This window comes from Streptomyces sp. NPDC033845 (assembly GCF_055576225.1).
In genome coordinates, this window is sequence record NZ_JBVIRI010000014.1 from 77177 (window position 1) to 90343 (window position 13167).

Below are 13167 nucleotides of genomic sequence, written 5' to 3' on the forward strand. Positions count from 1 at the left end.
GCGCAGGATCGGGTCGGGTCGGATCGGAGAGACGTGCTGACGTACGAGAACGTGATCAACGCGCCCCTGGACGGGCTCGGGACCGCCGTGGCCGACTGGAGCGCCATGGCGACCAAGCTGGCGGAGCTGGCCAGGGACGCCCGGGACGGGATGAAGGCCAAGGCGGACAAGGCCGAGTGGAGCGGGGTCACGGCCGGTACCGGCCGCCCTTTCATCGACAAGGTGGCCAAGGAGTTCGAGGACGCGGCCAAGGAGGCCAAGGGCGTCCACCAGGGGCTGGCCAGCGGCCATGCGGCGTTCAAGGCGGCCAGGGACGAACTGCGCCGGATCGCCGATGTGGACGCGCCGGCCGCGGGGTTCCGGGTGAGCGCCTACGGCCAGGTGTCCCGTATCCCGTTCGAGGACCCGGGCACGGAGAACGCGGCCCGCCACGATCCGGACTTCATCCGCACGGAACAGCAGCACCGGGGTGAATGGCAGCGCCGGATCACCGCCCTGGTCGAGCAGTGCGACGACGCCGACCAGTCCTTGGCCCGGCTTCTCGCCGCCAACGTCGCCGACGCCCACGACTTCGGCGGCCCCCGCTACACCAGCCTGGCCGCCGAACAGGCCGCCCGGGCGGCGGGACTGCTCGACACCCTCGCCAAGGGGGGCACCGCCCGCAATCCGGAGAAGCTGCGGGAGCTGGAGGAACTCCTCGACGACAACCGGAAGAACCCCGAGTTCGCCACCGCCTTCTTCCGGACCGCGGGCGCGGAGGGCACCCTCCAGGCGTACACCGCGCTGTCCCTGGACGCGACGGGCCTGGGCGCGGCCGGCCGGGACCGGGTCGCCATGGTCGGCAACATCCAGAGCGATCTCGGCGCGCTGCTGGGCCTGGCCACCCAGAAGGACGTCCCCGGCCGTCTGGACGCCTCCTGGACGGCGGAGCTGATGAAGGCCGGCCGCAAGGAGATGGACGTCAGCCGGGTCTCCGGGATGGGCACCAAGGTCTACGGGTACCAGGCGCTCGGCGCCCTGATCCGCGAGGGACGGTACGACAAGGAGTTCCTGACCTCCGTCGGCCGGGACATGGTCGCGATGGACCGGAGCGATCCGCGGCGCTGGGAGTACGGCGCCCCGATCGGGCTGGACCCGGCGCTCAACCACGGCCGGGAGGGCGGGTCCGGGTTCTATCCGCTGACCGGCCTGCTGGAGGCGCTCGGCAACAACCCGGACGCGGCCACGGCCCTCTTCAACGAGCCGGTCCGGGAGGACAGCGACGGCGACGGGATCGTCACCGCAGCGGACAAGGCGGTCGGCGGGCAGCACGGCAAACCCCAGGGGATGGTGGACTACTTCCTCGACCAGAAGGCGTGGGCGAGCGGGTTCGACGGGCGCGGCGGGGAGTTCACGCCCGCCCAGGCCGCCCTGGGGGAGGCGCTGATGGCGGCGGTCAGCGGCCGCCCGACCGGCGTGGAGGACGCCCCGCCGGTCCCGCACACCGGACCCATGACGGACGTGATGGAACGGGTCGTCGCGAAGATCGCGGACAACCCCGACCTGGTCGCCAAGACGGGGGAGCAGGGCGAGCCGCTGGCGGGCCTGTCCGGGGCCTTCGGCCATATGTCGGCCGAGTACGCGGCCGATATCCAGGCCGCGATGGGCAACCAGTCCGGGATGATCAAGGTGTCGGGCGAGATGGCCGAGTTCGGGAAGGCGGAGGTGACCGACTTCCTGGGCGTCGTGGCCCAGGACCCCGAGGCGTACGGCGCGATCACCAACTCCCAGCGGGCCTTCACCGAGGTCCTCGTCCGGGACGTGTTCGCGCACCGCGGCGAGTACAGCGAGATCGACGGCGCCATCAAGATCGCGGTCCATCCCGGCGGCGAGGTCGCCGGCATCCTCTCCGAGGCGAGGGCCCACGCGGTGTACGCGGAGAGCGCCCACGAGCAGGAGGAGTACGTCAAGGGCGTCGAGGACACGGCGAAGTGGATCAACCGGGGCATCGACATGGCCGGCGCCAAGTACCTGGAACTGTTCCCCATCGCCGGCGACATGCTGGGCTGGGTCCAGGAGGACATCGCGAGCAGCGCGGTGGAGGGCGCGAGGGAAGACATCGCGAAGAAGACGGACGAGGACGACAAGAAGGCGGCCTACGACTACGCGGACGCGGAATCGGGGGCGCGCGACTCGGTGGGGGAGGCTGTGCGGAAGGCCGCGGAGAAGGCCGGTTACTCGGAGCGCGACGTCAGCGTCCTCGTCGGTGTGGCGGCCACGGAGACGGGGAACGCGCACGCGATCGGGCGCGGCGAGCGTCCCCGTGCCCAGGGGTGAGGGGATGGTCATGCGCGGTCAGTGGACTTCCCGGGCGCTCGGCGTGCTGCTGGCCGGAGGACTCGCTGCGGGGTGCTCCCAGGAGAAGGCGCCGCCCGAGATCCCGGCACGGGTCTGCGGGGGCCTCTTCACCGGTGCCGAGGTCGCTCCGTTCGTGGGCGACGGGTCCAAGGTGAAGCTCGACGAACCATCCGGGTTCCCCGGCTCCGATGGCATCTGTCTCGTCTACATCGACGGCGAACACGGGTTCTCCGCGCAGGTGGCACGGCTCGGTGCGGGGCAGGCGTTCAGCGACGGCATGTACGCCGGGATGGATCGTGCCCGACTCGATTTCGGCCGGAACGGCTGGGTCTACGACCGGGGTGCGCGCGTCGAGTTCAGCTGCCGGAGTGACGGAGGGGAGTCGGAGGTCCGGCTCACGGTGTCCGGGACGCTCGGGGCGGAAGAGGGCGCCCGGGCCCGGGAACTGCTGTCCGCACTGCTGCGGAAGTTCCACGACACCGTGCGCAAGGACCTCGGCTGCCGCGACTGAGGGCCGTCGGCCGCACCTTGGCGGGTGCGGCCGGCGGCCCTGTTCCAGAAGCCGTGACCGGATTCGAACCGGCGTGCCCCGCTTTGCAGGCGAGTCCCTCAACCACTCGGGCACACGGCTGCGGGGTGGTGATGGACTCGACGTTAGGCGGGGGTCCCGGGTGGTCGGAAGGGGTTCCGGGGGGACGCAACAGGACCGCCATGCCGCGTTCACAGTCGAGGGTCGGTCCTAGGTCCCCGGACGGAGACCGGATCCGCCGAAATGACAGGGGTGAATCGATTCAGCGCGCCTTACTCTGGGGCGATGAGCGCCCTTGAACCCCGCACCCCCCGGAAGGCGGCCCCCGCCGTCCCGAGCCCTCCCGCCGCCGGGATCATGGGGGCCGCGCACCGGACGCTCAGCATCGGGATGATCTCGGTGATCTTCCTGGTGGCCTTCGAGGCAACCGCCGTCGGCACCGCGATGCCGGTGGCCGCCCGGGAGCTCGACGGCATCGCCTTCTACGCCTTCGCCTTCTCGGCCTATTTCACCACCAGCCTCTTCGGCATGGTGCTGTCCGGCCAGTGGTCCGACCGGGCCGGCCCGCTGCGGCCGCTCACCCTCGGCATCGCCTCCTTCGCGGGCGGGCTGCTGCTGTCCGGGACCGCCGGGGCGATGTGGCTGTTCGTGCTGGGGCGGGCCGTGCAGGGCTTCGGCGGTGGGCTCGTGATCGTCGCCCTGTACGTGGTGGTGAGCCGGGCCTACGACGAGCGACTGCGGCCCGCGATCATGGCGGCCTTCGCGGCGAGCTGGGTGGTGCCGTCCATCGTGGGCCCGCTGGCCGCCGGTACGGTCACCGAGCACCTGGGCTGGCGGTGGGTGTTCCTGGGGATCCCGGCGCTGGTGGTGGTGCCGCTGGTGGTGGCGCTGCCCGCCATCCGGCGGACCGCGTCCGGCCCGGTGGACCCGTCCGGGCCGCCGGCCGCCTTCGACCGGCGCCGGATCCGGCTGGCCCTGGGGATCTCGCTGGGCGCCGGACTGCTGCAGTTCGCCGCGCAGGACCTGCGCTGGCTGTCCCTGCTGCCGGGCGCGGCCGGGGTGGCCCTGCTGGTGCCGGCCGTCCTCGGGCTGCTGCCGCGGGGCACCTATCTGGCCCGGCGCGGACTGCCCTCGGTGGTGCTGTTGCGCGGGGTGGCGGCCGGCTCGTTCATCGCGGCCGAGAGCTTCGTGCCGCTGATGCTGGTCACCCAGCGGGGCATGAGCCCCACGCTGGCCGGCCTCTCGCTGGCCGCGGGCGGGGTGACCTGGGCGCTCGGGTCCTGGATCCAGTCGAAGGGCCGGATGGCGCCGTACCGGGAGCGGCTGATGGTGACGGGCATGCTGATGGTCGCGGCGGCGATCGCCGCCGCGCCCGCGGTGCTGGTCGACTGGGTTCCGGTGTGGAGCGTGGCGCTGGCCTGGGCCGTGGGCTGTCTGGGCATGGGCCTGGTGATCGGCTCCACCAGCGTGCTGCTGCTGGAGCTGTCGGCGCCGGAGGAGGCGGGCTCGAACTCGGCCGCCCTGCAGATCTCCGACGCGCTGGCGAACGTGGTGCTGCTGGCCGGCGGCGGGGCGGCGTTCGCCGCGCTGGGCGGCGGGGCGGTGGGCGCCGCCCACTCGGTGGCGGAGGGGACGGCCTCGCACCCCGGGGCGTTCGTGGTGGTGTTCCTGCCGATGGCCTGCGTGGCCCTGGTGGGCGCCTGGGTGGCCACCCGCCTGGATCCGGCCCCGGAGCCTGCTGCCGCTGCCGCCCGGGAGTAGCCGGTACCAGGTTGGTACCGCTGGTGGTACCGTTTTGGCATGGCAACCAACCTGCGTCTCCGTGACGACCAGACCGAGGCCCTCAAGCAGCGCGCCGAGCAGGAGGGTGTCAGCATGCACGCCATACTGCTGCGGGCCGTGGACGACTACCTCGCCCGGACGGCGCACGAGGCGATGGTGCGTAAGACGGCCAAGGAGCAGGCCGCCAAGTGGGGCGAGCTCATGGAGCGCCTCAAGTGACCTACGTCTACCTGTCCGCCGAAGACGTCCTGGAGATCGCCGCCGCGGCTTGTGACGACATGCAGGTGGTCGTCCGGGACGCCGGACTTCTGGAGTCCGCCGTCCACCGGCCGTCCGCCGCGATGTTCGGGCAGGAGGCCTATCCGGACCTCTTCGGGAAGGCCGCCGCGCTGCTCCAGTCGCTCGCCGTCAACCACCCCCTCTTCGACGGCAACAAGCGCACCGCCTGGCTGTCCTGCATGGTCTTCCTCTCGATCAACGGGGTCGAGCTGCGGCCGGACATCGACGCCGCCGAACGCCTGGTGATCGACGTGGCCACCGGCCGCGTGGACGAGCTCAAGGCGATCGCCGACGGACTGGCGGCCCTCCAGGCACCGCAGGTGTGACGCTCGACGCACGCGGCGAGGTCACGGGCCTGTCCCTCCGCGGGGGGTGCGGCCGCACGGGTAAGGTGGCCCGGTTGTCCTACGTACGACCGCCTGCCTGCGCGTACCCGCTACGCCGAGAGCGACTGAACCGGAGACCGTGACTACTACCGCCTCCCACCACCTCTCACCCGCCTTCCCCGGCCGCGCCCCCTGGGGCACCGCCAGCAAGCTGCGTGCCTGGCAGCAGGGGGCGCTGGACCGGTACATCCAGACCCAGCCGCGGGACTTCCTCGCGGTCGCCACCCCGGGCGCCGGGAAGACCACCTTCGCGCTGACCCTGGCCTCCTGGCTCCTGCACCACCACGTGGTGCAGCAGGTGACCGTGGTCGCGCCCACCGAGCACCTGAAGAAGCAGTGGGCGGAGGCCGCCGCCCGGATAGGGATCCGGCTGGATCCGGAGTACTCGGCGGGCCCGCTGAGCAAGGAGTACCACGGGGTCGCCGTCACCTACGCCGGTGTCGGGGTGCGCCCGATGCTGCACCGCAACCGCTGCGAGCAGCGCAAGACCCTGGTGATCCTCGACGAGATCCACCACGCCGGTGACTCCAAGTCCTGGGGCGAGGCCTGCCAGGAGGCCTTCGACCCGGCCACCCGGCGGCTCGCCCTCACCGGCACCCCGTTCCGCTCCGACACCAACCCGATCCCCTTCGTCGCGTACGAGGAGGGCAACGACGGGATCCGCCGCTCCTCGGCCGACTACACCTACGGCTACGGCAACGCCCTGAACGACGGGGTGGTCCGGCCGGTCATATTCCTCTCCTACAGCGGCAACATGCGCTGGCGCACCAAGGCCGGCGACGAGATCGCCGCCCGGCTCGGCGAGCCGATGACCAAGGACGCCATCAGCCAGGCCTGGCGCACCGCGCTGGACCCGCGCGGCGACTGGATGCCCAATGTGCTGCGCGCCGCCGACCAGCGGCTCACCGAGGTCCGCAAGGGCATTCCGGACGCGGGCGGCCTAGTCATCGCCTCCGACCAGGACTCGGCCCGCTCCTACGCCAAGCTGCTGCGCGAGATCACCGGCAGCAAGGCGACCGTGGTGCTCTCCGACGACACCGGGGCCTCCAAGCGGATCGACGACTTCAGCGCCAACGAGGACCGCTGGATGGTCGCGGTCCGGATGGTGTCCGAGGGCGTGGACGTGCCCCGGCTCGCCGTCGGCGTGTACGCCACCACCATCTCCACCCCGCTGTTCTTCGCCCAGGCCGTCGGCCGTTTCGTGCGCTCCCGACGCCGCGGCGAGACCGCCTCGGTGTTCCTGCCGACCATCCCCTACCTCCTCGGCTTCGCCAACGAGATGGAGGTCGAACGCGACCACGTCCTCGACCGGCCGAAGAAGAAGGGGGAGGACGAGGACCCCTACGCCGAGTCCGAGAAGGAGATGGACGAGGCGAACCGGCTGGAGGACGAGGACACCGGCGAGGACGAGCAGATGTCCTTCGAGGCACTGGAGTCCGACGCCGTCTTCGACCGGGTGTTGTTCGACGGGGCCGAGTTCGGCATGCAGGCCCACCCGGGCAGCGAGGAGGAGCAGGACTACCTCGGCATCCCCGGGCTGCTGGAGCCCGACCAGGTGCAGATGCTGCTCCAGAAGCGGCAGGCCCGGCAGATCGCGCACAGCCGCAAGAAGCCGGACGCGGAGGCGGACCTGCTGGAACTCCCCGCCGAGCGGCGGCCGGTGGTCTCCCACAAGGAGCTGCTGGAGCTCCGCAAGTCGCTGAACACCATGGTCGGCGCCTACGTCCACCAGAGCGGCAAGCCCCACGGGGTGATCCACACCGAACTGCGCCGGGTCTGCGGCGGACCGCCGAGCGCCGAGGCCACCGCGGGACAGCTGCGCGAGCGGATCAAGAAGGTCCAGGAGTGGGCCACCCGGATGCGCTGACGGGCGTACCGGCGGGTTCACGGGCGGGCTCACGGGCGGAGGCCCGGACGGGCCCGCGGCGGCCTCGCGTACGCGGGTGCGAATGTGCTGACCGGGCCCGGTGAGCCGTTCGTACGGGCCGGAAGGCGCGGGCCGTGCGGAGATTCGTACGGCCCCCGTGCTCCTGGGGAGGCAAAAGACCCCTGTGGTTTCTGAGGTTACGAATCGGTACATCCGGCCGCTCGCAAACCGCACATACGGGGATTCGCCGCCCGGATTCTGGACGAGGCCTTCCGCTGAGCGGACCCGCTCGCTACTGTCCCCGCATCGAAACGCCCCGTGGCAGCGCCGCCACGGGAGCGCAGCCGGTGCCATGGCCCATCCGGCGGCCTCTCCATGCGTCGCCGATGGGACCGGCGGCGCCTTTGCCGTGAGAGTTCACCGCCGCTCACCACAGAGGGAGAGGCGTCGTGACCGCGGAAACCTCCCAGACTCTCGACAGAGGGCTCAGAGTCCTCAAGCTGCTCGCCGATACCGATCACGGTCTGACCGTCACCGAGCTCTCCAACCGGCTCGGGGTCAACCGCACCGTCGTCTACCGCCTGCTCGCCACCCTGGAGCAGCACGCCCTGGTCCGGCGCGACCTGGGTGGCCGGGCCCGGGTGGGACTGGGCGTGCTCAGACTGGGCCGGCAGGTCCACCCGCTCGTACGCGAGGCCGCCCTGCCCGCGCTGCGCTCCCTCGCCGAGGACATAGGGGCCACCGCGCACCTGACCCTCGTCGACGGGACCGAGGCACTGGCCGTGGCCGTCGTGGAACCGACCTGGACCGACTACCACGTCGCCTACCGGGCCGGATTCCGGCACGCGCTGGACCGCGGAGCCGCGGGCCGAGCCATCCTGGCCGCCAGGCAGGGTGCGCTCACCGAGCCCGGATACACCCTCACCCACGGGGAACTCGAAGCCGGCGCCAGTGGAGCCGCGGCCCCGCTGGTCGGCATCACCGGACTGGAGGGCAGCGTGGGCGTGGTGATGCTCGCCGACGCCGTCCCCGAACGGGTCGGACCGCGGGTGGTCGACGCGGCCCGGGAGGTCGCCGACGCCCTCCGCTGAGGCCCCGCGCCCGGGCCCCGCGCCCAGGCTCCGCAGCCAGGCCCTGAAGCGGCCCCGCCGCGGGCCTGACGGAGCCCTGACGGAGCCCTGACGGGGCCCGCGTGCCGTGCCCCCGGTCCCGCCCACACGGCGGCGCCCGGGGGCACCGCCGTGTGCGGACGCTAGATTGGCCGGGTGCTCTCACGCCTCTCGCGTCTCCCGCGCCCCGCCGCCCTGGCCGTCTGCGCCGTGCCCGCACTCGCGCTGCTGCTCACCGCGGCCTTCGCCCCCCTGCCGTTCGTCCTGGCCCAGCCGGGGCTGACGGCCGACGTCCTGGGCAGCAAGGACGGCAAGAGCGTCATCACGGTCACCGGAGCCCCCACCCGGCCCACCGAGGGGAAACTGCTGATGACCACCATCGTCGCCACCGGCCCCTCGCAGCGGGTGGGCCTCCCCGAGCTGCTGGACGACTGGTTCCGCACGGACCGGGCCGTGATGCCCAAGGAGGCCGTCTATCCGGCCGGGGAGAGCGACAAGGAGATCGAGGCGCACAACCTGGAGGAAATGGCGAAGTCCCAGTCCACCGCCACCCAGGCCGCCCTCGGCTTCCTGAACCGGAACCCCGATCAGGTGAAGGTGGACCTCAACCTGGCCGATGTCGGCGGACCGAGCGCCGGACTGCTGTTCTCCCTGGGCATCGTCGACAAGCTCGACGGGAACGGCCGCGGCGGCGACCTGACCGGCGGCCGGACCGTGGCCGGGACCGGCACCATCGGCGCGGACGGCGCGGTCGGGGCGGTCGGCGGGGTCGCCCTGAAGACCCAGGCCGCCAAGCGGGACGGCGCCAGCGTCTTCCTCGTCCCGGCCGCCGAGTGCTCCGACGCCCGCTCCGAGCTCCCCGAAGGCCTCCGCCTGATCCCCGTCACCACCCTGACCGGCGCCGTGGAAGCCCTACGCGCCCTGGACTCCGGCGGCACCGTCCCCTCCTGCTGACGGCTCTCGGCGGCCGGGACGGCGCCCGGCGGCTCCTCCTAGCGTTCCTTGATGAAACCCTGTTCGATCAGCCAGTCCTTGGCGACCTGGTGCGGGTCCTGGCCGTCCACGTCCACCTTGGCGTTCAGGTCCTGCGCCACCTCGGTGGTCAGCTTCGCGGAGAGCGGGTCGAGCAGGGCGGCGATCTCCGGGTGGGCGGCGAGGGTCTTCGCGTTGATCTCGGGGGCCGCGTTGTAGTTGGGGAAGAAGTGGCGGTCGTCCTCCAGGACGTCCAGGTCCATGGCCTTGATCCGGCCGTCGGTGGTGTACACCTCGCCGAGCAGGCAGGACCCGGGCTTGGAGACCTGGGTGTAGATGATCCCGGCGTCCATCTTCTTGATGTTCGCGGCGGGGATCTTCATCCCGTAGGCCTTCTCCATGCCGGGCAGTCCGTCGTCCCGGGAGGCGAACTCGTTCTCCACGCAGACGGTGACCGCGCCGGGGTCCTTCTTCGCCAGCCGGGCCACGTCGGAGAGGGTCTTCAGCCCGTACTTGGCGTTCTTCTCCTTGCTGACGGCCAGCGCGTAGGTGTTGTCGAGGGTGGACTGGGGCAGCCACGCCACCCCGTTCTTCACATCGGCGTCCCGGACCGCCTTCCACTGCTGCTGCGGATCGGTGATCGGTTCGGCGTTGCCCTGGTAGGTGATCCAGGCGGTGCCGGTGTACTCGTACATGGCGTCGGCGTCGCCCTTCACCACCGCCTCGCGGGCGCTGATCGAGCCCGGCAGGTTGGTCCGGTCGAGGACCTCCGCCCCGGCCGCCTTGAAGATCAGGCCGATCATCTGGCCGAGCACGATGTTCTCGCTGAAGTTCTTCGAGGTGACGGTCATCGAGGTGCCCTTCAGGGGCTGCCCGTGCCCGAGCCGGCCGGGGACCACCTCGTCCACCATCGGGGAGCCGCTCTTGAGGCCGCAGCCGGCCGTCAGGGCGGCCGGGGCGAGCAGGGCGCAGGCGGTGGCGGCCGCGCGCAGCGCCCGTACGGCCGGTACGTCTCTCATCTAGCTCGCCTCCAGCCCGCGCGGGGTCAGGACGGTCTCGGCCAGTCCGGCCAGCCAGTCCACGAACAGGGCCAGGACCACGGTCAGGACCGAGCCGACGATCAGGACCGGCATCCGCTGGGTCTGGATCCCGGAGGTGATCAGGTCGCCGAGTCCGCCGCCGCCGCCGAAGGTGGCCAGGGTGGCGGTGCCGACGTTGAGCACCAGGGCGGTGCGGACCCCGGCCAGGATCAGCGGGACGGCCAGCGGGAGCTCCACCTTCCGCAGGACGCCCAGCGGGGACATCCCGATCCCGCGGGCGGCCTCCACCAGCGGCGGGTCGATGGCCCGCAGCCCGGCCACCGTGTTGGACAGCACCGGCAGCACGGCGTACGCCACCATGCCGATGATCGCGGTCCGCGGGCCGATGCCCAGCCAGATCACCAGCAGGGCGAGCAGGCCGATCGCCGGGGTGGCCTGCCCGATGTTGGCGACGGCGGTGACCAGCGGGGCGGCCCGGCGCAGCCGCTGCCGGGTGAGGGCGATGCCCAGCGGGACGGCGATGACCAGCACCCAGAAGGTGGAGACGGCGGTGAGCTCGATGTGCTGCCGCAGCCGGAGCTCCACATTGCCGCCGCCGAGGGAGTTCCGCTCGATGGAGTCCAGCGGGATGTTGGTGATCCACAGGTAGAGGGCGAGGAGGACCAGGGCCAGCAGTACGGGGGCGATCACCAGCCGCCGCCAGGTCAGCCGGCGGGCCGGCCGCTCCGGCGCGGACGGCTTCCCGGCCCCCGGGCCGCCGGGCGCGGGCTCGATCAGCTCCTGGTCGCGGAACGCGTGCCCCTTGACCTCGTGTTCGCCGGGCGGGCGGGTGTCGGGGGAGCCGGTGCTCATGAGCGGGTCGCCCCGCCTTCCAGCTCCTGTTCGGTCCGGTGGTGCCGCAGCTCCTCCAGATCGTGCCGGTGCTCGGCGGCGGCCAGCCGGTCCGCCTCCAGCATCTCGTGCACCGAGTTCATCAGGGTCTCCATGTCGACCACGCCGATGTACTCGCCGCGCCGGCCGGTGACCGCGACCCGGCCGCCGCTGTCGGTGAGCACCGCCTCCAGGGCGTCGTGCAGGGTGGCGTCCCGGGTCACCGTGTCGTGGACCAGCTGCCCGGCGCGGGCCAGCGAGCCCTTGGCGCGCATCAGGTCGCCGCGCCGCAGCCACTTGTAGGGGCGACCGCGCCGGTCGAGCATCAGCACCTCGTTGTGCGGGCCCAGCCGGAGGGTGTTGAAGATCTTCTGGAGCGGGTCGTCCACGCCGACGGTCGGGAAGTCGGCGACCTCCACGTCCCGGACCCGGGTCAGGTTGAGGCGTTTGAGGGCGGCGCCGGCGCCCACGAACCCGGAGACGAAGTCGTCGGCCGGATTGGTGAGGATCGCCTCGGGGGTGTCGAACTGGGCGATGTGCGAGCGCTCCCGGAGGACCGCGATCCGGTCGCCCAGCTTGATGGCCTCGTCGAAGTCGTGGGTGACGAACACGATGGTCTTGTGGAGTTCGTGCTGGAGCCGGATCAGTTCGTCCTGGAGATGGTCCCGGGTGATCGGGTCCACCGCGCCGAACGGCTCGTCCATCAGCAGCACCGGCGGGTCGGCGGCCAGCGCCCGGGCCACTCCGACGCGCTGCTGCTGCCCGCCGGACAGCTGGCGGGGGTAGCGGCCGTGGAACTCCCGGGGGTCCAGCCCGACCAGGTCGAGCATCTCCTCCACCCGGTCCTTGACCCGGCTCTTGGACCAGCCGGTCATCTTCGGCACCAGGGCGATGTTCTCGGCGACGGTCATGTGCGGGAACAGGCCGGAGGACTGGATGGCGTAGCCGATCTTGCGGCGGAGCTTCACCGGGTCCATGTCGGTGACGTCCTCGTCGCCGATCCGGATCCGGCCGGAGCTCGGCTCGATCAGCCGGTTGATCATCTTCAGGGTGGTGGACTTGCCGCAGCCGGACGGGCCGACGAACACCACGGTCTCGCCCGCCCTGATCTCCATCGACACGTCGTCCACCGCGGGCTCGGGGTTGCCCGGATACCGCTTGGTGAGGTTCTCCAGCACGATCGCGGCGCCCGAGGTGCGCCCCGGCCGGAGGTGTTCGGGCTCGGAGGGGGCGGCGGGCCCGGGGGTCGCGCCCGCGGTGTCGGCGGCCTCGGGGTTCGCGGCCTCGGGGTTCGCGGGCCGGGACGGGCCGGCGGGCTCGGGGGTGGCGGGCTCAGGCACGGATCCCCCTCGGGATGGTGAGTCGGCCGAGCAGCACGTACACGGCGTCGAAGAGCAGGGCCAGGACGATGATGCCGAGCGTTCCGGCCAGCACCTGGTTGAGGGCGTTGGCGCTGCCGAGCGAGGCGATGCCGCGGAAGATCTCGTTGCCGAGGCCGGGGCCGGAGGCGTAGGCGGCGATGGCGGCGATGCCCATCAGCATCTGGGTGGAGACCCGGATGCCGGTCAGGATCGGCGGCCAGGCCAGCGGCAGCTCCACCTTGAGGAGCCGGGCGGTGCGGGACATCCCGATCCCCTTGGCCGCGTCGACCAGCGCCGGGTCCACCCCGCGCAGGCCCACGATCGAGTTCCGGACGATCGGCAGCAGCCCGTAGAGGGTCAGGGTGATCACGGTGGGTGCCACCCCGAGGCCGACGAGCGGGATCAGCAGGCCGATCAGGGCCAGCGAGGGGATGGTGAGGATCGCCGCGGTGGAGGTGATGGCCGCGTTCCCCGCCCAGCGGCTGCGGTAGGTGAGCAGGCCGATCGCGATGCCCAGCAGGGTCGCGGCGACCATGCACTGGAAGACGGCGCTGGCGTGCTGGTAGGCGTCGGTGAGGAGCTGTTCGTGGCGGGTGGACACGTAATGCCAGAAGCCCATCTCCGGTCCGCCTTTC

Annotated in this window: 12 protein-coding genes and 1 tRNA gene; 8 read left to right on the top strand and 5 right to left on the bottom strand. The window is 72.0% G+C overall.

What is annotated here, in order from left to right; all coding sequences use genetic code 11:
* The first annotated feature begins 33 nt into the window (after positions 1–33).
* Entirely contained in the window at positions 34–2316 is a 2283-nt protein-coding gene (locus ACZ50K_RS27020) for a DUF6571 family protein (protein ID WP_468907674.1), read from the top strand.
* Positions 2317–2326: 10 nt separating this feature from the next.
* Positions 2327–2848, top strand: a complete 522-nt coding sequence (locus tag ACZ50K_RS27025; RefSeq protein ID WP_468907676.1) for a hypothetical protein — start codon at positions 2327–2329, stop codon at positions 2846–2848.
* A gap of 48 nt (positions 2849–2896) precedes the next feature.
* Here ACZ50K_RS27025 and ACZ50K_RS27030 read toward each other — a convergent pair.
* Positions 2897–2968, bottom strand: a tRNA-Cys gene (locus ACZ50K_RS27030).
* Between the two features lie 183 nt (positions 2969–3151).
* On the opposite strand from ACZ50K_RS27030, the gene ACZ50K_RS27035 reads away from it, so the two are divergent.
* From ACZ50K_RS27035 to ACZ50K_RS27060, 6 genes are all read left to right on the top strand, one after another.
* Entirely contained in the window at positions 3152–4627 is a 1476-nt protein-coding gene (locus ACZ50K_RS27035; RefSeq protein ID WP_468907678.1) for an MFS transporter, read from the top strand.
* A 39-nt stretch (positions 4628–4666) separates the two neighbouring features.
* Positions 4667–4867, top strand: a complete 201-nt coding sequence (locus ACZ50K_RS27040; protein WP_468907679.1) for a ribbon-helix-helix protein, CopG family — start codon at positions 4667–4669, stop codon at positions 4865–4867.
* On the top strand, positions 4864–5253 hold the full coding sequence (locus tag ACZ50K_RS27045; RefSeq protein WP_468907681.1) for a type II toxin-antitoxin system death-on-curing family toxin: 390 nt from the start codon (positions 4864–4866) through the stop codon (positions 5251–5253). Before ACZ50K_RS27040 ends, ACZ50K_RS27045 begins: the two co-directional genes overlap by 4 nt.
* A gap of 139 nt (positions 5254–5392) precedes the next feature.
* Positions 5393–7180 carry a DEAD/DEAH box helicase gene (locus tag ACZ50K_RS27050; RefSeq protein ID WP_468907683.1) on the top strand — a complete coding sequence of 596 codons (1788 nt, stop codon included), beginning with the start codon at positions 5393–5395 and terminating at the stop codon, positions 7178–7180.
* A gap of 449 nt (positions 7181–7629) precedes the next feature.
* The gene (locus tag ACZ50K_RS27055) at positions 7630–8271 is read left to right on the top strand and encodes an IclR family transcriptional regulator (protein WP_468907685.1); all 642 of its coding nucleotides are present in this window, start codon (positions 7630–7632) and stop codon (positions 8269–8271) included.
* Positions 8272–8445: 174 nt separating this feature from the next.
* Positions 8446–9243 (top strand): S16 family serine protease, encoded by a 798-nt coding sequence (locus ACZ50K_RS27060; RefSeq protein WP_468907687.1) that lies wholly within the window; start codon positions 8446–8448, stop codon positions 9241–9243.
* A gap of 38 nt (positions 9244–9281) precedes the next feature.
* Here ACZ50K_RS27060 and ACZ50K_RS27065 read toward each other — a convergent pair whose 3' ends face one another.
* From ACZ50K_RS27065 to ACZ50K_RS27080, 4 genes are all read right to left on the bottom strand, one after another.
* Positions 9282–10172 (bottom strand): glycine betaine ABC transporter substrate-binding protein, encoded by an 891-nt coding sequence (locus tag ACZ50K_RS27065; RefSeq protein WP_468907848.1) that lies wholly within the window; start codon positions 10170–10172, stop codon positions 9282–9284.
* A gap of 108 nt (positions 10173–10280) precedes the next feature.
* Positions 10281–11153 (bottom strand): ABC transporter permease, encoded by an 873-nt coding sequence (locus ACZ50K_RS27070; protein ID WP_468907688.1) that lies wholly within the window; start codon positions 11151–11153, stop codon positions 10281–10283.
* The gene (locus tag ACZ50K_RS27075; protein WP_468907850.1) at positions 11150–12349 is read right to left on the bottom strand and encodes a betaine/proline/choline family ABC transporter ATP-binding protein; all 1200 of its coding nucleotides are present in this window, start codon (positions 12347–12349) and stop codon (positions 11150–11152) included. Before ACZ50K_RS27075 ends, ACZ50K_RS27070 begins: the two co-directional genes overlap by 4 nt.
* Before the next feature lie 154 nt (positions 12350–12503).
* Positions 12504–13151: an ABC transporter permease gene (locus ACZ50K_RS27080; protein ID WP_468907690.1), complete on the bottom strand. Its 648-nt coding sequence runs from the start codon at positions 13149–13151 to the stop codon at positions 12504–12506.
* Positions 13152–13167 lie beyond the last annotated feature (16 nt).